This is a genomic window from Streptomyces sp. NBC_01283 (genome assembly GCF_041435335.1).
Taxonomy (GTDB): Bacteria; Actinomycetota; Actinomycetes; order Streptomycetales; family Streptomycetaceae; genus Streptomyces.
Genome location: NZ_CP108430.1, coordinates 7,401,739 through 7,420,112, shown reverse-complemented (window position 1 = coordinate 7,420,112; position 18,374 = coordinate 7,401,739). Strand labels below are relative to the sequence as shown.

The following is an 18,374-nucleotide window of genomic DNA, read 5'->3' as shown; positions in this document are numbered from 1 at the left end:
GTCGCTCCAGATGCGTGCAACCGTAGGCGAAAAGCTGGTGCTGCACGGCAGGACCGTCGGGCAGCACGACCGGATCGCGGAAATCGTCGAGGTGCTGGGAGCGGACGGCGGCCCGCCGTTCCGTGTCCGCTTCGAGGACGGCCACGAGACGCTGCTGTCACCGGGCCCCGACACCGTCGTACGGCATCAGGACCCGGCCCCGTAGCGCCGGGCCGGCTTCGGGCCGGGTGGGGAGCCCCGGTCAGCGGGGCGGCTTGGCCGTCTTCTGGTAGTGGTCGGCGACCACGCGTGCCATCGCGCCGATCTTGTCCACGCCCACTTCCTTCGCCGAGAAGTACACGTGCCCGCGCGCCTCGGGGAACCGCTTGGCGTACGTGAGGTGGCGGGACAGCTCGGCGGGGTCCTGCCAGGCGGCGGGCTGCGCGGGGTCGCCCGCCTTGTAGAGGGCCTCCCCCACGTACAGCCGCACGTCCGTGTCCCTGACGACGTCGGCCCACCAGGGCAGCAGCTTGCCGTAGTCCGCGACGGTGAAGCCGATGTTCCAGTAGAGCTGCGGGCAGATGTAGTCGAGCCAGCCCTTCTTGACCCAGCCACGGGTGTCGGCGTGCAGGTTGTCGTAGGTCTGCACACCGGCCTGCGTGTCCGAACCGAGCGGATCGGTCGAGGCGTTGCGCCAGACACCGAACGGGCTGATCCCGAACTGCACGTGCTTGCGGACCTTCTTCACCCGCGCACCCATCTCGCGCACCAGGCGGTCGATGTTGTCGCGCCGCCAGGCGGCCCGGTCCGGGAAGCCGCCGCCGTAGCGAGCGAAGGCGTCGTCGTCGTCGAAGACCTGCCCGGCGACCGGGTACGGGTAGAAGTAGTCGTCCCAGTGCACGGCGTCGATGGCGTAGTGGCGCACGGCGTCGAGCATCGCGTCCTGGCAGAAGCGCCGCACCTCCGGCAGGCCGGGGTTGTAGTAGAGCTTCCCGCCGTACGGCACGACCCAGTCGGGGTGCAGCCGCGCGGGGTGGGTCGGGACGAGGCGTGAGGGGTCCGTGTGGTTGGCGATGCGGAAGGGGTTGAACCAGGCGTGCAGTTCGAGGCCCCTGCGGTGCGCCTCGGTCACGGCGGTGCCCAGCGGGTCCCAGCCGGGATGCTTGCCCTGCACGCCGGTCAGGCACTCCGCCCACGGCTCGTACGGCGAGGGCCACAACGCGTCGGCGGTGGGGCGCACTTGGAAGACCACGGCGTTCAGCCGGCGCCGTACGGCCGTGTCGAGGTGGCCGATCAGCTCCGCGCGCTGCTCGGCGGCCGGGAGTCCGGGCTTGGAGGGCCAGTCACGGTTGGCGACGGTCGCCAGCCACATGCCCCTCAGCTCACGACGCGAGCGGGTCTTCCCGGGCACGGCCGCCGCGTCGCCCGCGGCTGTGAGCCCCGCCACCATCGCGGCTGCCGCAATCGTGAACCCTCGGCGTGACATACGCCTCATCCGCTTGCCCCCTGGCCTCTGTATCCGCCGGAACCGCAGTGCTGTCGGGGACAGCATGCCCGACCCGGCACGTCATGCACCTGAGGTTCCGGAGTAACGTTCACCGCTGGGGCAGAGACCACACCCATACGGGGGCCTGCCCGCCCATTGATCAGCGAAAGGCACGAGGTGACCGACTCTATGCCCGACATCGCACGCGTCGGAGTAGTGGGCTGTGGCCAGATGGGCGCCGGGATCGCGGAGGTCTGCGCCCGCTCCGGACTGGATGTGATGGTCGCGGAGACCACCGGCGAGGCCCTGGAGATCGGCCGCACCCGGCTCTACAACTCCCTCTCCAAGGCCGCCGAGCGCGGCAAGATCTCGGAGGAGGAGCGGGACGAGACACTCTCCCGCCTCAGCTTCACGACCGACCTCGGGGAGTTCTCCGACCGCGACCTCGTCATCGAGGCCGTCGTCGAGAACGAGGCGGTCAAGACCGAGATCTTCCAGGTGCTCGACCAGGTGGTGACCCGGCAGGACGCGATCCTCGCCTCCAACACCTCGTCCATCCCGCTGGTGAAGCTGGCCGTCGCGACGTCCCGCCCCGACGCGGTCATCGGCATCCACTTCTTCAACCCGGCCCCGGTACAGCAGCTCGTCGAGCTGATTCCCGCGCTGACGACGTCCGAGGGGACGATCAGCCGCGCGCAGTCCATGGTCGAGAAGATCCTCGGCAAGCACGCGATCCGCGCCCAGGACCGCTCGGGCTTCGTGGTGAACGCGCTGCTCATCCCGTATCTGCTCTCCGCGATCCGGATGTTCGAGTCGGGCATCGCGAGCCGCGAGGACATCGACAACGGCATGGAGATGGGCTGCGCCCACCCGATGGGCCCGCTCAAGCTCGCCGACCTGATCGGCCTCGACACCGTCGCCTCGGTCGCGGACTCCATGTACGCCGAGTACAAGGAGCCGCTGTACGCCGCTCCCCCGCTGCTGCAGCGGATGGTGGACGCGGGCCGGCTCGGCCGCAAGTCCGGCTCGGGTTTCTACCCCTACGCCTGACACGGCTCACACCGGCATCCAGGACTTCGCACCGCACGCGGGCCCGGCACTCGATCGAGTGCCGGGCCCGCGGCGTTCACACACCGTGTGCTCCATGGGCTCGCATATGCCCTTCGCACACTCTCCCGCCCCGGCCACCAGGCGAGTTGACTTTCCGTGCGCAGCAGGGGGATGGACAGCTACAGAAAGGAGCGGACCAGTGACCGCCGACCCCGAGCATCGCGTGGTCCCGCAAGAACTCGCCGAGTTACGCCGCAGCTTGGACGTGGGTCTGACCCGCGTCGACGGACAGCTGGCGTTGCTCACCCAACACGACGAACAGAGCGTCAAGAGCCAGGATGAACTGACGGTAAGGATCACCGCACTCGAGCACACTCGCTGGCCGCTGCCCGCCCTTGTCGCCCTCACGGCGGTCGGTGCGCTCGCCGTGGCGATCTGGCAGGCCTTCGGCCGTTAGTGTGCGTCCTGGCCAAGACGCAGGTGGTGCAGGAGGAGAAGCGCCGCCGCCATGTTGGCGGCGGGTACTTCTCCGCGGGCCACCATGTCAGGGACGAGTTTGAGTGGGACCCACTCACGGCGGTCGGACTCGAAGTCGTCCTCGGGATGTCCGATGTAGGTGCACTCATCCGACCAGTAGATGTGGTGCACGGCGTCGGTGAGCCCATTGGACGGCTCGACACTCAGCAGGTGTCGTAACGGGCCCGGCCGCCAGCCGGTTTCCTCCTCCATTTCCCGGGCGGCCGCGAAAGCGAGGTCCTCGCCGTCCTCGACGACGCCTGCCGCGAGTTCCCAGCCCCAGCTGTCCGTGATGAACCGGTGCCGCCAGAGCAGCAGCACCTCGTTGGCCTCATTGACGACGGTGGCCACGGCAACGGGCCGCAGCCTTATCAGGAAGTGATCGAGGTGCCGGCCGTCGGGCAGCTCCACATCTGCCAGATTGACCGTGAACCATCGATTTCCATACACAGTTTGTTCGCTTTGTTTCGTCCACTGCACGGTTCTGCCACCTTCCGCCGAGTAGATGGCAATATCGCAGCAGGAGGGTGGTCAGAGCAGCGTGTGAACGGCGTCGGGGTTCAGCGCGCGCCGCAGGTGGTCGCAGTCGTACGTGCGGTGCGCGTCACAGGGGTACGCGCAGCGCCCCGTCGATGAGTTCGGCCGCCTCGGCCGTGCCCGCGCAGTCGCTGCGGACCAGATGTTCCCGCACGGCCCGCAGCCGGTCGCGCAGCCTTTGGGACTCCATCCCCCGTGCCTGTTCTGCCATTTCCACTGCCGTGGCCACGGCCTCGTCGGTGTTCCCCTGGCGCAGTTCGATCTGGCTGAGCATGGCGAGCCGATGGACCCGGCCCCGGTCGTGCGCCGGGGTGTCCACCGCCGCCGCCGCATGCTCGTGCGCTCCCGTGAGGTCGCCCAGGCTGAGCAGCGCCTCCGCCACCTGTACGTTGACGAGCCCGGGCTGGACATAGCCGGTCTCGTCCGGCTCGCGCCCGCGCCGGATGCGGTCGGCGGCGACCTCCGCACGCCGGATGCAGGACAGCGCGCTGCTGCCGTCGCCCAGGTGTGCGTACGACTTGGCCTGCATGGCGTAGAGATCGGACGCGAGGGCCGGGGTGAGCTCGCGCCCCGCGGCGCGCAGCGCGGCCTCCGCGAAGGCCACCGCCTGGCGGTACTCGCGCATGAACAGTGACTGGTTGACCAGGAGTGCGATGACGTAGGCCCCAAGTCCCCGGTCCCCGCTGGCCTTTGCGAGCCGCAGCGCCTGGTGGAAGTAGCGCTGGGCCAGGCCGTGCGCGTCCGAGTCATAGGCGCAGATGCCCGCGATGGCCACCAACCCGCCGGTGGATCTGTGCAGTTGGCGTCCCGTCTCGTCGGTGTAGCTGCCCCGCAGCAGGGGCGCCGCCTCGGCGTTGAGGAAGCCGACGATGCGGGTGCGGGTCGCGATGCCGCCGGCCTTGCGGTACATCTGCTCGTAGTGGGCGCGGGCCGCACGCATCATGTCGATGTCGGCCGTGCTCACCGGATGCCTGCCGCCGCGTGAGACGTCCACGTCCTCGGGCGGGTTCTCCCACTCCCAGACGGGCATCACCGCGGGTGTTCCCGTGACCGCCGGTGCGCCGAGGAGGTGCGGGCGCTGCTGTTCGTCCGAGCGCCACAGGGCCGTGGCCCGGTCCACGAACCCGGAGAGGGTCGAGGCGGCGGAGCCGCGCCCCACCGCGGGCAGCCCCGGCACGCCGAGGCCGATGTCGTCGAGGGTGACGGTGCGCTGGAGACGCCCCGCGAGCACCTCGCAGATCAGGTCGGGCACCTGGCCGCGCGGGCGCTGGCCCTTCAACCACCGTGACACGGCGGTGTGTTCGTACCGCAGGGCGAGGCCTCGCCTCTTCCCCGCCTGATTGACGTGGGCAGCCAGGCCCGCGTGGGAGATTCCCGCCTCGTCGAGGATCGCGTCGAGCAGGGTATTGGGCTGCATGGAGGCCCTCCGGTGGCTCGGTGTGGCCAGCGTAGTAGAGGTGACTTCACACGGGGTGTGAACGGAACGCCCGAATCCGGGGGGTGTGCGCTCTGCCGTCGCCACTCCCGTCACGCTTGACTGAGATTCCTCAATAGGAGGCCGGCCGGGCCGCCGGCTCCCCCTCGAAAAGTGCGGCGGCCCTCACCGGCGCCGTCCGCCCCGCCGTCTGCCCGACAACTCCAGGGCGGGGTCGGGCGGCGCATGGCCGGCGGAGGTTGACGGTGCGTCACGTCATGGTGCTTTCCCGGCGCACCGTCTCCCCCTGCTGTACCGGCACCCGCCGCCGGTCGTTGCGCAGCACGAGGAGCGCCGCGTCGTCGGTGGGCAGCCGCCCCGCGTGGCGCAGAAGTTGGGCGTACACCGCGCGGATCACGGTCTGGGGCGCGACCGGCGGCACTCGCACCGCTTCGGTGAGCGCCGCCTGGAGCGGGAAGAACCGTCCGGCCGCGTCCCGGGTGTCCTCCATGCCGTCCGTGTGCAGGGCGAGCGCCTCCCCCGGAAGGAGTGGTCCGCAGTGCAGCAGCGGCAGTTCGACGGGGAGCGGGAAAGGGCCGAGCGGCGGCAGCGGCTCCCCGGCGCTGACCGGCTCGGCCCGCCCCCTCAGGCGGTAGGGCCACGGGTGGCCGCAGTTGAGCGCGGTCATCCCGCCGTCCGGGCCGATCTCCATCAGGAGTACGGTGACGAACTCCTCGGCCGCCGGACTGTCCGGCGCGGGAGCGCCGTTCGCCGGATGCTCGGCCCGCGACCGCTCCCGCAGATGTCGCCCGAGGGCGCGCTCCAACTTGCGCAGCACGTGCGGCAGTTCGGACTCCTCGTGGGCCGCCTCGCGGAAGCTGCCGAGCACGGCGGCGGCCGTGCTGAGGGCGGTCAGGCCGTGCCCGCGCACATCGCCCATGACGATGCGGACCCCGTGGTCGGTGGCCACCACCTCGTACAGATCCCCGCCGACGGAGGCGCCGCGTGACGCGGAGAGCCGCCCGGCGGCGACCGTGAGGCCCTCGACGCGTGGCGGCAGCGGGCGCAGCAGGGCGTTCTGCGCGGCGCCCGCGACCTCACGGAGCTGGCGCAGCTCCCGGAGCAGCGTGCCGCGGACATGCAATATCAGACCGGCGCCGACCGCGAAGAAGACCGCGCTGGTGATGATCCGCGCCTCCAGGCCGTCCTGCCGGGCGAGCGGACAGACGAGCTTGTACGTGACGGCCGCCGCGCCCCATACCGCGGGCAGGCCGAGCGTGAGGACACGCCGGATCCGCGGCGGGTCCAGGCGGGACACCCGCTTTCCGGCCCTCGTCCGGAGCCTGGCACGGCCCCTCGCCCGGAACAGCGCCCGGCGGGGAGCTCCAGTCCTGATACGGATCATGCCGACGGCCCCCCTAAGGCCCTGTTCAGCGTGCGATTCGCGCGGTCTGCGCAGACCGAAGCAGACCGGACGGATCACGGCCCTGCGGCCGGACTGATTCTGTCGACCGCATGGGCCGATCGGACCAGAGAGGGCTTACTTGCCACTCAAACGAGTGAAGGGCGTACCCGGAGGTCCGGGTACGCCCTTCTTTGCGCCTCTTGTGCGCCTGGTGGCGGCTACGGGCAGTGACTACGCTCCGCGCAGCACCGCGCCGGTCCGCTCGGCCGCCAGGGCGACGGCCGCGTCGCGGGCCGCGGAGGCCTCGTCGACGGTCAGCGTGCGGTCGGCCGCGCGGAAGCGCAGCGCGTACGCCAGGGACTTCTTGCCCGCACCGATCTGCTCGCCGGTGAAGACGTCGAACAGGCGGATGGACTCGAGGAGTTCACCCGCACCCTCGCGCAGCGCCTTCTCCACGTCGGCGGCCGGAACGCCCCCGTCCACGACGAGCGCGACGTCCTGCGTGGCGACCGGGAACGTGGAGATCTTCGGACCCTGCGGGACACCGGATCCGGCGGCCTCCAGACGGTCCAGGTCGAGCTCCATCGCGCAGGTGCGCGCGGGCAGACCGAGCGTCTTGACGACGCGCGGGTGCAGCTCGCCCGCGTACCCGACGACCTGCTCCGTCCCGTCGATCACGACGGCGAGCTCGGCGCACCGGCCCGGGTGCCACGGGCCGTACTGGCCCTGGCGCACGAGCAGTTCGGTGCCCGACTCGGCGGCCAGGTCACGCGCGGCCTGCACCGCGTCGGCCCACTCGGACGGCCGGCCCTTGCCCCACCAGCCGGCCTGCTCGCGGGCGCCCGCGATGGCGACGGCGGCATGCCGCGGCTGGACGGGGAGCGCCTCGGTCAGGGAGGCGATCTCCTCGTCCGTGGGACGGCGGTCGACGGGCAGCCGCACCGCGACACGGGCCTCCTCGCGGGGCTGGAAGACCAGGCCCGTCTCGAAGAGCGCCAGGTCGTGGCTGCCGCGGCCCTCATTCCGGCGCAGCGCGCCGAGCAGCCCGGGCAGCAGCGTCGTACGAAGAGCGGGCTCCTCGTCGGAGAGCGGGTTGGCCAGCTTCACGACCCGCCGCTTGGGGTCGCCGGGCTCCAGGCCCAGCTGGTCGAAGACCTGCTCACCGATGAAGGGGTAGTTCGGTGCCTCGACGAATCCGCTGCCGGCGAGGGCGCGGCCGAAGCGGCGGTGCAGCCGCTGCCGGTCGGTCAGGCCGCGGCCCGCGGGGGGCTTGGGCAGCGTCGACGGGAGGTTCTCGTACCCCTCGAGGCGGATGACCTCTTCGGCGAGGTCGTTCGGCTCGGCGAGGTCGGGACGCCAGGACGGCACGGTGACGGTCAGGGCGTCCTGGCCGTACACGTCGCAGCCGACTTCCTGCAGGCGGCGCACGACGGTCTCGCGGCCGTACTCCACGCCGGCGACCTTGTCCGGGTGATCGGCGGGCATGGCGATCGTGTGGGGCGCGGAGGGCGCGATGACCTCGGTGACCCCGGACTCGGCGGTGCCGCCCGCGAGCAGCACGAGGAGATCCACCGTGCGCTGCGCCGCGGCGGACGCGGCCTGCGGGTCGACGCCGCGCTCGAAGCGCTTGGCCGCCTCGGAGGGCAGCTTGTGGCGCCGGGCCGTGCGGGCGATGGAGATCGCGTCGAAGTGCGCGGCCTCGATGACGACGTCGGTGGTGCCGGCCGCGTCTTCGTGGTCGGCGATCTCGGTGTTGGCGCCGCCCATGACGCCTGCGAGGCCGATCGGGCCGCGGTCGTCGGTGATGACCAGGTCCTCGGCGTCGAGGACGCGCTTGGCGCCGTCGAGCGTCGTGAACTTCTCGCCCTGCTCGGCACGGCGCACACCGATCGTGCCCTCGATGCGCGAGCGGTCGTAGGCGTGCAGCGGCTGGCCGAGCTCCAGCATCACGTAGTTCGTGATGTCGACGGCGAGCGAGATCGGGCGCATGCCCGCCTTCTGGAGGCGGCGCTGCAGCCAGATCGGCGAGCGGGACTCGGGCTTCAGACCCGTGACCGTGCGCGCGGTGAAACGGTCGCAGCCGCGCGGGTCGGAGATCTTGACCGGGTAGCCGAGGGAGTTCGGCGCCGGCACATCGAGGAGCGCCGGGTCGCGCAGCGGCAGGCCGTACGCGATGGCTGCCTCGCGGGCGACGCCACGCATCGACAGGGCATAGCCGCGGTCGGGCGTGACGGCGATGTCCAGGACCTCGTCGACCAGTTCCAGCAGCTGGATGGCGTCGGTGCCGGCCTCGTGCTCCGGCGGAAGGACGATGATGCCGCCGCTTCCGTCGTCGCCCATGCCCAGCTCGTCGCCGGAGCAGATCATGCCGTGCGACGTCTTGCCGTACGTCTTGCGCGCGGCGATCTTGAAGTCGCCGGGCAGGACGGCGCCCGGGAGCACGACGACGACCTTGTCGCCGACGGCGAAGTTCCGTGCGCCGCAGACGATCTCCTGCGGCTCGCCCGTGCCGTTGGCCGAGCCGACGTCGACGGTGCAGAAGCGGATGGGCTTCTTGAACTCCGTCAGCTCCTCGATGGTGAGGACCTTGCCGACGACGAGCGGACCGGTCAGGCCGGAGCCGAGCTGCTCGACGGTCTCGACCTCTAGGCCGACGTCGACGAGCTTGGCCTGTACGTCACGGCCGGTCTCGGTGGCGGGGAGATCGACGTACTCCCGCAGCCAGGAAAGCGGGACCCGCATCAGATCTCCATCCCGAAGGGCCGGGTGAACCGGACGTCACCCTCGACCATGTCTCGCATGTCTTCGACGTTGTGGCGGAACATCAGCATCCGTTCGATGCCGAACCCGAAGGCGAATCCGCTGTACTTCTGGGGGTCGACGCCGCAGGCCGTGAGGACCTTCGGGTTGACCATGCCGCAGCCGCCCAGCTCGATCCAGCCCTCGCTGCCGCAGGTGCGGCAGGGGCGGTCGGGGTTGCCCACGGACTCGCCACGGCAGACGTAGCAGACCATGTCCATCTCGGCGGACGGCTCGGTGAACGGGAAGTAGTTCGGGCGCAGGCGGGTCTTCATGTCCGCGCCGAAGAGCGACTGGACCATGTGGTCCAGGGTGCCCTTGAGGTCGGCCATGGTCAGGCCCTCGTCCACGGCGAGCAGCTCGATCTGGTGGAAGACCGGGGTGTGCGTCGCGTCCAGCTCGTCCGTGCGGTACACGCGGCCGGGGCAGACGATGTAGACGGGCGGCTCACGGTCGAGCATCGCGCGGGCCTGCACCGGGGAGGTGTGGGTGCGCAGCACGACACCGGACTCGTCGCCGGCGGTGTTCTTGTCGCCCTCGGGGCCCTGGACGAAGAACGTGTCCTGCATCTGCCGGGCCGGGTGGTCCGGGGTGAAGTTCAGGGCGTCGAAGTTGAACCACTCCGCCTCGACCTCGGGGCCCTCGGCGATCTCGTAGCCCATGGCGACGAAGACGTCCGCGACACGCTCCATGAACGTGGTCAGCGGGTGCCGGGCACCGGCCGGGACGCGGTCGTACGGCAGCGTGACGTCCACTGCCTCCTCGACCAGGACCCGGGCGTCACGCTCGGCCTCGAGCTCGGTCTGGCGGGCGGCGAGCGCCTTGCTGACCGCGCCGCGTGCCATGCCGACGCGCTTGCCGGCCTCGGCCTTGGCCTGCGGGGGCAGCGCGCCGATCTCGCGGTTGGCGAGGGACAGCGGCGAGGTGCCGCCGGTGTGCGCGACCTTGGCCTCCTGGAGCTGTTCGAGGTCGCCCGCGGCGGCGAAGGCGGCGAGCGCCTCGTCCCGCATGCGCTCGATCTCTTCAGGTTTCAGTGCCTCGACCTCAACAGGGTCGTACGACTTGTTCGGTGCCGACATCTCTTCCCGTGCTTCCGGTTGGCTGGTGATGGTCCCCGTCTACGACTCGGAGACGAATCGTCCACAGATCAGGGACGCAAACGTGCCAAGGATCGAGTCTAACGGGGGTGGCGCAGGTGAATGAGCCCGCGGGCCGTGCTCGGGCGGATCGGAGGAGAAGATCAGAGGAGATACGCCGGAGTGCCCACGGGCAACGTAAATCGGAACTGGGCGCCGCCACCGGGCGCGCGGCCGACGGTGATCGTCCCGCCGTGCGCCTCCACGATGCCCTTCACGATGTACAAGCCGAGTCCCGTCCCGCCGCGCTTGCTGCCCCGCCAGAAGCGGGTGAAGACACGGCCCATCGATTCCTCCGGAATGCCGGTCCCCTCGTCACTCACGGTCACGGCCGTCTCGGCCCCGCCCCGCTCGCGCGGGGACGACGAGGGCGCCACGTCGATGGTGACGGTTCCCTCGCCGTGCCGCACGGCATTTTCCAACAGATTGCTGAGCACCTGGTCGATCTTGTCGGGGTCGGCCCAGAGGTCGGGCATCGGCTGTTCCATCCGCACGAGGAAGCGGTCGGCGTCCTGGCCGGAGGCGACATGGGCCTGGATGTGGCGGCCGACGGCCGCACCGATGTCGACGGGCTGACGGCGCAGTTCCAGGCGCCCCGAGTCGATGCGGGAGATGTCCAGGAGCTCGGCGATGAGCCGCGTGACGCGGTTGGCGTCGGCGTCCACCGTCTCCAGCATCAGTTTCTTCTGGTCGTCGGTGAAGCGCTCCCACTTGGCGAGCAGCGTCGCAGTGAAGCCCTTCACGGAGGTGAGGGGCGAGCGGAGCTCGTGGGCGACGGTGGCGATCAGCTCGGCGTGGCTGCGCTCGGTGCGGCGCCGGGCCTCGGTGTCGCGGATGGAGACGACGACGCGGCGGACGGGGCCGGTGGGCGCGGTGCGCACGTAGCGGGCGGTGACGAGGACCTCGCGTCCGCCGGGGAGCAGCAGATTGCGCTCGGGCTGCGCGAAGCGGGTCGCGATGCCGCCGTACGGATCGGTCAGCTGCCACCAGCGGCGGCCTTCGAGGTCCTCTAACGGAAGGGCGCGTTCCAGTGGCGCGCCGATGGCGTCGTCGGCCTGCACGGCGGTGATGCGCACGGCTGCGGCGTTGAAGCAGATGACGTGTCCCGACTCGTCCGCGACGACCAGGCCGTCGGGAAGGTCGTCCGGGTGGACACCGAGGCCGCCGAGGTCACCGAGGGCGCCATGGTCCGCGCGAGTGGACAGGATGCCCTGTACTCCCGGTGATCTGCTCGTGCCGATGCTCATTCCCCGTACCCCACCTCTCGGACCGGCGCAGGAGGCCTCCGAGCCCGTCACCCTACTAGCTGGGAGTGACGGAACGGCACCCTCCAGCCGCACGCTGTGCACGGGCGGACGCATAGAGGCACACGGCCGCCGCCGTCGCGAGGTTGAGGCTTTCGGCTCTGCCGTGGATCGGAACGCGCACCACGGCGTCGGCGAGTGCGCGGGTCTCCTCCGGGAGCCCCCAGGCCTCGTTGCCGAAGACCCAGGCCGATGGCGTGCCCATGGTGCCCTTGTCGAGCTCGTCGTCGAGGTCGTCCTCGCCCGCTCCGTCGGCCGCGAGGATGCGTACGCCCGCGTCCTTCAGCCCCTGGACGGCCCGCTCGACGGGTACGCCGACGGCGACGGGCAGGTGGAACAGCGAACCGACCGACGCGCGCACGCACTTGGGGTTGTAGAGATCCACGGAGGCGTCCGTCAGGACGACGGCGTCGGCCCCCGCCGCGTCGGCGCACCGCAGCACGGTGCCGGCGTTCCCGGGGTCACGGACGTGCGCGAGGACGGCGACCAGCCTGGGCTTCGCGGCGAGGATGTCCTCGAAGGGGGTGTCCACGAACCGGCAGACCCCGACGAGTCCCTGCGGCGTCACGGTCGTCGAGATGTCGGCGATGACGTCCTCGTCCGCCAGGTGCACCCGGGCCCCCGCGGCACGGGCCTCGCCGACGATGTCCGCGTAGCGCTCGGCGGCCTCGACGGTCACGAACACCTCGACGAGCGTGTCGGCGTGCGCCGCGGCCTCCCGCACGGCCTGCGGCCCCTCGGCGAGGAACAGCTGCTCCTTCCCCCGGAAGTTCCGCTTGCCGAGCCGCCGCGCGGCACTGACGCGGGACGACTTGGGAGAGATCAACTCGGGAGCGGCGGTCATGAACTCACCTTCGGGGGGGGGAGACGGCAGAGGAGGGCGGACGAGAAACCGAACGCAGGCGGACCCGCAGGCCAAAGGGCCTGCGGGTCCGCGAGTAACGCTCAGGTACAGCGAAGCGTCAGGCAGCCTTGGGGGCGTTGACGTCGCTCGGCAGCGCCTTCTGCGCGACCTCGACCAGCGCGGCGAACGCGTTCGGGTCGTTGACGGCGAGCTCCGCGAGGATCTTGCGGTCCACCTCGATGTTGGCGGCGTTCAGACCCTGGATGAGGCGGTTGTACGTCATGCCGTTCTGGCGGGCAGCGGCGTTGATGCGCTGGATCCACAGCCGACGGAAGTCGCCCTTGCGCTTCTTGCGGTCGTTGTAGTTGTAGACCAGGGAGTGGGTGACCTGCTCCTTGGCCTTGCGGTACAGGCGCGAACGCTGACCGCGGTAGCCCTTGGCAGCCTCGAGGACTGCGCGGCGCTTCTTGTGGGCGTTGACTGCCCGCTTGACGCGTGCCACTTGTTAACTCCTTGCAGCGGGGCCGTGGTTGGACTCACACGACCCGGTATCGATTGGGTCCCGGTCAGAGTTCAGGCGCGGTGTGCGCCCGGACTCACTTGCCGAGAAGCTTCTTGATCTTCTTGGCGTCGCCCGGGGCCATCTCGGCGTTGCCGCTGAGGCGACGCGTCAGACGGGACGACTTGTGCTCGAGCAGGTGGCGCTTGCCGGCGCGCTCGCGGAGCACCTTGCCGGAGCCGGTGATCTTGAAGCGCTTGCTGGCACCGCTGTGCGTCTTGTTCTTCGGCATAGCGCCGTTCTCTCCTCGTCAGTGGCACTCGGATGCCCGGTCGTGAAACCGGGCATCCGGGAACCGTATGTATCAGGTGGCGATCCCCGGACTCACGTCCCGGGATCAGGCCTCGGCGGGAGCCTCGGCAGGGGCTTCGGCGGCAGCTTCGGCAGGAGCCTCGTCGGACTCCCCCTCCTCGGCGGAGTTCTGCGAGCGGCCCGGGTTGGCCTTCGCATCCGCCTTGCGGACCGCCTGAGCCTCGCGGGCCTCGGCCATGGCTTCGGTCTTCTTCTTGTGCGGACCGAGGACCATGATCATGTTTCGGCCGTCCTGCTTCGGGTTCGACTCGATGAACCCGAGGTCTTCGACGTCGTTCGCGAGACGCTGCAGCAGTCGGTAGCCGAGTTCCGGCCTGGACTGCTCGCGACCACGGAACATGATCGTGATCTTGACCTTGTCGCCCTGCTTGAGGAACCGGACGACGTGACCCTTCTTGGTGTCATAGTCGTGCGGGTCGATCTTCGGCCGGAGCTTCATCTCCTTGATGACCGTGTGCGCCTGGTTCTTGCGCGCCTCACGGGCCTTCATGGCCGACTCGTACTTGAACTTCCCGTAGTCCATGAGCTTGCACACGGGCGGACGGGCGGTAGCCGCCACCTCGACCAGGTCGAGGTCGTACTCCTGTGCGAGCTCCAGGGCCTTGGCAAGCGGAACAATCCCGACCTGCTCGCCGCTGGGACCGACAAGTCGCACCTCGGGAACGCGAATCCGGTCGTTGATGCGGGGCTCGGCGCTGATGGATCCTCCTCGGTAGCACCACGCGGCGGTCTGGCGGACAGCCGCGTTACGTCTGTTATCCGACCAACCGAGTGAGTACATAAAAAATGCCCCAACCGATCACAGGAAGGGGCTCCATTACTACCGGAGCACCTCCGCGATGATCGCGGGGCGCAATTCGGGCCTGCCGTAGTCTCGGGGACTGCGACTGCCTGACCGGTGACCCGCCGCTCAGGGAGCGACTAGGTGGGAAGCGGAGCCTCCACTTGTGGGCCGGGTCTCTGCGTGGCACGCGAGTATCCGGCCGGTCGTTACACAAGGTTAGCAGCTCCGCGGGGGTGGGGCTAACCAACGGTGCGCACGGACTCCCGCGGACTGCTCCGGACGGGGCTCCGCTTATCGTGTGGGACATGAGCGACGCGACCCCCACCCCCGAGTCCGGCACCGGCCCGGGCTCCGATTCCCCCGACTTCGACACCCTGACCCGTGACATCGCGGACGTCCCCGCGGTCGAGGTGATCACCACGGTCGCCGTCCACCTGATGAGCGCGGCGGCCGTGAACCTCGGCCTCGCCGAGGGCGGCGAGGGCCACAAGGACCTCGACGAGGCCCGCAAGCTGATCCACTCGCTCGCCGGTCTGATGGACGCGAGCGCCACGGAGATCTCCTCGTTCCACGCGGCCCCGCTGCGCGACGGCCTGAAGTCGCTGCAGCTGGCCTTCCGCGAGGCGTCCGACGTTCCGGACGAGCCGGGTCAGGGCCCGGGCGAGAAGTACACGGGCCCGGTCTTCGGCTGAGCACCACCCATGACACGCGTACGTCCGTGATTCATGGGCGTACGTGATTCACGGACGTACGTAGAAGGGCTCGCCCGGTGGCGTCGCCCCGGTCGGCAGCAGTGCCAGGTCGAGGCCGCTCACCAGGCGGGCCCTCAGTGTTTCGTCGGCCGCGATGTGCCGGGCGACACGCTGGGCGGCTTCGGCCTGGTCCGCCGCGGGGTCCAGGACGAGCGCGAGGGTGCCGTCCGCGGTGCCCGCGCCGAGGTGGGCCCGCAGGACGGCGGGCTCGGCGGCGACGGCCGCGCGCACGGCGGCCGTGACGGCGGGGTCGGCGAGCGGGTCCCGGGTGTGGCGGCCTTCGGAGAGGGCGATCAGGGCAGGCCGGTTGATCTCGTACGGGACGGGTCCCGCGAGGTCGAGCACGATCGTGTCGGCCTGCTCGTGCGCGGCGGCCTGGAGCGCCTGGTGCAGGGGGACGGCGACGGGCCGGGCCTCCGGGTCCCACAGGGCGAGGGCCTGGGTCGAGGTGAACGCGGGCAGCGCCTTGCGGTCGCCGGCCTTGAGGGTGGGGACCGCCATGTCGCTGGACTTCTCGCGGCGCAGCCCGTCCGCGCCCTCTTCGACCTCGCCGAGCACGGCGACCACGGGGACGAGCAGCCGGGCGCCGGTGAGCGCCTCCAGGACGGGGCCGTGGGCCGTGCGGTCCTCGGCCCACGCGGCCAGGGCCTCGGTGAGCCGGGGGTCGGCGGACCCGTCGTCGTCGGAGAAGCCGGGGTCCGGGATGTTCTTGTTCGCCACGGCCCCGACCCTACCGACCGCGGCCCGGGGCCTGGCGGGCGGTGCCGGTGCGGGTTCCGCGGCGACCGCGCCAGAGGTGGACCGCCGCCGCGAGGAGGGCGAAGCCGAGGCCGCCCGCGACCGGGCCGACCCAGCCGGCGGGCCCGTCGTCGCCCTGGTCCGTGTCCGGTCCAGGGCCGAAGTACTTCTCGCCGTACGCCGCGGACTTCAGCCCGTCCGGCTGCTTCTTGCCGCCCTCGGTGATCGCGGCCGCCGGGTCGATGAAACCGAAGCCCTGTGAGTCGTCGCGGCCGCCGCTCGGCACGTCGCGTGCGGTGTCCTCCAGGAGCTGCTTGATCTGGGGCGGGGTCAGGCCGGGGTGGGCGGCGCGGATGAGGGCGACGGCGCCCGAGACGAAGGCGGAGGCGGCGCTGGTGCCCCAGCCCTCGTAGTACTCCCGGTCGGGATCGGCGATGACGATCTCCTTGCCGGGGGCGCTGACGGTGGCGTACCAGCGGCGGGTGGAGAAGGAGGCGCGGTCGCCGCCCTCGTCGACGGCGGTCGCGGCGATGACCCCGGGGTAGGCGGCGGGGTACGAGATGTGGTCGCCGCGTTCACCGCCGTTGCCCGCCGACGCGACGACGACGGCGCCCTTCTTGAGGGCGTACTGGACGGCGGCGTCCTCGGCGGGTTCCGGGTGGGCGGACTTGGAGTCGTCGCCCAGGGAGAGGTTGATGACGTCGGCGCCGTGGTCGGTGGCCCAGCGGATGCCGTCGGCGAGGGCGTTGCCCCGGGTGTTGCGGGCCTTCGAACGGTCCGGGTCCCCGTCCTCCAGGATCACGCGGACCGGCAGGATCTTCGCCTCCGGCGCGATGCCGAGCACGCCGTCCCCGCTGCCCGCGCCGTGTCCGTGGCCCGCGATGATGCCGGCCATGGCGGTGCCGTGCCTGGCCCAGGAGCGATCGCCCTTCCTCGCCCCGAAGCCGACCATGTCCTTGCCCTCCAGGACGCTGCCCGCCAGGTCGGGGTGGCTGCCGTCTATGCCGGTGTCCAGGACGGCGACGGTGATGCCCTTGCCCTTGGTGGTCTGCCAGGCCTGGTCCGTGTGCATGGCGTCGAGGGCCCACTGCTGGGCGCGTATGCCGTCGTCGGCGTGGGCGGTTGCGGGCAGGAGGGCGAGCGACGCGGCGAGGGCGACGGCACCCAGCTGACGGATTCTCATGAGGACTTCTCCGTGGCCGCGATGGTCTTGCGCAGGCGCCGCTCGACGCGGTCGGCGATGCCCCTCGCCTCGTTGCCGAGGCCCGCCTGGGCGGGGGCGGAGGTGGCGGACGTCTTCATGGCCTCATCGGCGGGCTCGGGTTCGGTGACCGTGCGGCCGTCGGCGAATCCGGAGACGGAGAAGGCGACGACGGGGGCGTCCGGGAGCACCGACACGGTCCACGAGGCGCGCTGGGCGTCACCGAAGTCCGCTGCCGGGGTGCCCTTGGCCGCGTACGGCCGTGGCATCAGGTCGGGGCGCCGGTCGAGGCCCTCCTCCGTGAAGCGGGTGCGCAGCGAGCGCATCGCGTCGGCGTCGGCCTTGGTGAACAGCAGGCCCACGGTGGTGACATGGCTGCGGGTCGCGTCCGTGTACGTGGCGCGCAGCAGCCGGAGGCAGCCCGCCGGGGCCAGGGCCTTGCGCAGGAGCGGGTCGAAGGCGTTCTTGCAGGGGGAGTCGGGGGCGACGGCGACCCGGGTCCAGGTGCGGTCGGCTCCGCCGGGACCCGCACCCTCTCCCTTGATGGTGGCCGGGAAAAGCTGGTCGACGGGCACGCTGTGCCAGAGCTGGCCCGCCATGGCGTACGTGCTCCGCGTGGTGCCCGCCCCTTCGGAGCCGCCGGTCAGCCAACTCCCGGTCGCGGCGCCCCCGATGAGCCCGAGGCCGAGCACGACGCAGGCAGCGGCGGCGCTCACGCGGGGCTGGGCCCAGGTGCGGACGGGGCGCAGCCGCGTGGTGCTGTCGTCGTACATCGCGGGCCGGGCGAACGACACGAAGGGCCGCCCCGCTCCGGGGCCGGGCGTCAGGTCGACGGCGCCGACCGCACGGCGGGCGGCGGTCGTTCGGGGGGAGGGAGGGGGCGGAGGCAGGGGTGCGGTCGACGGGTCCGGGGCGGGCGCGGATATGAGCGCCGCCACTGGATCCGACGGCGGCGCCGGAGGCATCGGCGGACGCAGCGGATAGTCCGCGCCGTGCTGCTCGTCCTCGGCATCCCGGGCGTCAGGAGCCTCGACGTGCGGCGGGCCAGGAGGGAGCGGCGGGGAGGGGGCAGGAGCCGGGGCAGGAGCGGGGGTGCGCGCGCGGGTCCGGATCAGCGCCGACGGCGGCGGCGTATCGGGAAAGCGCGCCGACGCGGGCGGCGGGGGCGGGGACTGCTGTTCCTCGTCCGCGAGCTGCTGCGTCTCGTCGGCGGTGTCGGCCGCCACGTCCGCCTTGTTCACGTCGTCCGGGTCGTCCAGTGGCGGCCGCGGCCTCCGCACCCGGTCGAAGGGGGCGAGCAGATCCCCGAGGAGGGAGTCCTGATCGTCGTCCGCCTGGCCCTGGTCCTCCGGTGCCGGATCCGCCGACGGCGGGCTCTGGTCGGGGAAGCGGGCGGACGGAGCGGGGGGCGGCATCGACGAGGGCGGGCCCGGCGGTGGGGGTGGAGTCGTGGGACGTGGCGGGACTGGGGCCCGTCGCGCTTCCGTGCTCATGCACCCCCCGTTTCCTCGCTCTTCTGCGCGTAACTCTAAGGGCAGGTTCCGGTCGTGCGGGAACC

Annotated in this window: 18 protein-coding genes; 4 read left to right on the top strand and 14 right to left on the bottom strand. The window is 71.2% G+C overall.

Going from position 1 to position 18,374, the window contains the following annotated elements:
* Nucleotides 1-10 precede the first annotated feature (10 nt).
* Nucleotides 11-205 carry a DUF1918 domain-containing protein gene (locus tag OG302_RS33635; protein WP_361834310.1) on the top strand — a complete coding sequence of 65 codons (195 nt, stop codon included), beginning with the start codon at nucleotides 11-13 and terminating at the stop codon, nucleotides 203-205.
* A gap of 36 nt (nucleotides 206-241) precedes the next feature.
* On the opposite strand, the gene OG302_RS33630 is transcribed toward OG302_RS33635, so the two are convergent.
* Nucleotides 242-1,474, bottom strand: a complete 1,233-nt coding sequence (locus tag OG302_RS33630; protein ID WP_371530211.1) for a glycoside hydrolase family 10 protein — start codon at nucleotides 1,472-1,474, stop codon at nucleotides 242-244.
* Between the two features lie 180 nt (nucleotides 1,475-1,654).
* Here OG302_RS33630 and OG302_RS33625 point away from each other — a divergent pair, with 180 nt between their 5' ends.
* Both OG302_RS33625 and OG302_RS33620 read left to right on the top strand, forming a co-directional pair.
* Nucleotides 1,655-2,515, top strand: a complete 861-nt coding sequence (locus tag OG302_RS33625) for a 3-hydroxybutyryl-CoA dehydrogenase (RefSeq protein WP_371530210.1) — start codon at nucleotides 1,655-1,657, stop codon at nucleotides 2,513-2,515.
* A 199-nt stretch (nucleotides 2,516-2,714) separates the two neighbouring features.
* Entirely contained in the window at nucleotides 2,715-2,972 is a 258-nt protein-coding gene (locus tag OG302_RS33620; protein WP_371530209.1) for a hypothetical protein, read from the top strand.
* Here OG302_RS33620 and OG302_RS33615 read toward each other — a convergent pair.
* The 10 genes from OG302_RS33615 to infC all read right to left on the bottom strand — a co-directional run bounded on the left by OG302_RS33615 (nucleotide 2,969) and on the right by infC (nucleotide 14,122).
* Nucleotides 2,969-3,511: an NUDIX hydrolase gene (locus OG302_RS33615; RefSeq protein ID WP_371530208.1), complete on the bottom strand. Its 543-nt coding sequence runs from the start codon at nucleotides 3,509-3,511 to the stop codon at nucleotides 2,969-2,971. The genes OG302_RS33620 and OG302_RS33615 overlap by 4 nt on opposite strands.
* Nucleotides 3,512-3,635: 124 nt before the next feature.
* On the bottom strand, nucleotides 3,636-4,985 hold the full coding sequence (locus OG302_RS33610; protein ID WP_371530207.1) for a transcriptional regulator: 1,350 nt from the start codon (nucleotides 4,983-4,985) through the stop codon (nucleotides 3,636-3,638).
* A gap of 268 nt (nucleotides 4,986-5,253) precedes the next feature.
* Nucleotides 5,254-6,387, bottom strand: a complete 1,134-nt coding sequence (locus OG302_RS33605) for a PP2C family protein-serine/threonine phosphatase (protein WP_371530206.1) — start codon at nucleotides 6,385-6,387, stop codon at nucleotides 5,254-5,256.
* Between the two features lie 231 nt (nucleotides 6,388-6,618).
* Nucleotides 6,619-9,129 carry a phenylalanine--tRNA ligase subunit beta gene (gene pheT, locus OG302_RS33600; RefSeq protein WP_371530205.1) on the bottom strand — a complete coding sequence of 837 codons (2,511 nt, stop codon included), beginning with the start codon at nucleotides 9,127-9,129 and terminating at the stop codon, nucleotides 6,619-6,621.
* On the bottom strand, nucleotides 9,129-10,265 hold the full coding sequence (pheS, locus tag OG302_RS33595) for a phenylalanine--tRNA ligase subunit alpha (RefSeq protein WP_371530204.1): 1,137 nt from the start codon (nucleotides 10,263-10,265) through the stop codon (nucleotides 9,129-9,131). Before pheS ends, pheT begins: the two co-directional genes overlap by 1 nt.
* Nucleotides 10,266-10,426: 161 nt before the next feature.
* On the bottom strand, nucleotides 10,427-11,569 hold the full coding sequence (locus OG302_RS33590) for an ATP-binding protein (RefSeq protein ID WP_371530203.1): 1,143 nt from the start codon (nucleotides 11,567-11,569) through the stop codon (nucleotides 10,427-10,429).
* A gap of 55 nt (nucleotides 11,570-11,624) precedes the next feature.
* Complete coding sequence (locus OG302_RS33585; protein ID WP_371530202.1) at nucleotides 11,625-12,470, bottom strand: TrmH family RNA methyltransferase; 846 nt, start codon at nucleotides 12,468-12,470, stop codon at nucleotides 11,625-11,627.
* A 118-nt stretch (nucleotides 12,471-12,588) separates the two neighbouring features.
* Nucleotides 12,589-12,972: a 50S ribosomal protein L20 gene (gene rplT, locus OG302_RS33580; protein ID WP_361834284.1), complete on the bottom strand. Its 384-nt coding sequence runs from the start codon at nucleotides 12,970-12,972 to the stop codon at nucleotides 12,589-12,591.
* 94 nt (nucleotides 12,973-13,066) lie between these two features.
* A complete protein-coding gene (rpmI, locus tag OG302_RS33575; RefSeq protein ID WP_135330421.1) occupies nucleotides 13,067-13,261 on the bottom strand; it encodes a 50S ribosomal protein L35 in 195 nt (64 codons plus the stop codon).
* 105 nt (nucleotides 13,262-13,366) lie between these two features.
* The gene (infC, locus tag OG302_RS33570) at nucleotides 13,367-14,122 is read right to left on the bottom strand and encodes a translation initiation factor IF-3 (protein ID WP_371530201.1); all 756 of its coding nucleotides are present in this window, start codon (nucleotides 14,120-14,122) and stop codon (nucleotides 13,367-13,369) included.
* Nucleotides 14,123-14,430: 308 nt separating this feature from the next.
* Here infC and OG302_RS33565 point away from each other — a divergent pair, with 308 nt between their 5' ends.
* Complete coding sequence (locus OG302_RS33565; protein ID WP_361834281.1) at nucleotides 14,431-14,817, top strand: DUF1844 domain-containing protein; 387 nt, start codon at nucleotides 14,431-14,433, stop codon at nucleotides 14,815-14,817.
* Nucleotides 14,818-14,865: 48 nt separating this feature from the next.
* Here OG302_RS33565 and OG302_RS33560 read toward each other — a convergent pair whose 3' ends face one another.
* The 3 genes from OG302_RS33560 to OG302_RS33550 are packed head-to-tail and all read right to left on the bottom strand — an operon-like array spanning nucleotide 14,866 to nucleotide 18,231.
* Complete coding sequence (locus OG302_RS33560) at nucleotides 14,866-15,597, bottom strand: SseB family protein (RefSeq protein ID WP_371530200.1); 732 nt, start codon at nucleotides 15,595-15,597, stop codon at nucleotides 14,866-14,868.
* Nucleotides 15,598-15,607: 10 nt separating this feature from the next.
* Nucleotides 15,608-16,798 (bottom strand): type VII secretion-associated serine protease mycosin, encoded by a 1,191-nt coding sequence (gene mycP, locus OG302_RS33555; RefSeq protein WP_371530199.1) that lies wholly within the window; start codon nucleotides 16,796-16,798, stop codon nucleotides 15,608-15,610.
* Nucleotides 16,795-18,231: a hypothetical protein gene (locus OG302_RS33550; RefSeq protein WP_371530198.1), complete on the bottom strand. Its 1,437-nt coding sequence runs from the start codon at nucleotides 18,229-18,231 to the stop codon at nucleotides 16,795-16,797. The genes mycP and OG302_RS33550 overlap by 4 nt, the downstream gene beginning before the upstream one ends.
* Nucleotides 18,232-18,374 lie beyond the last annotated feature (143 nt).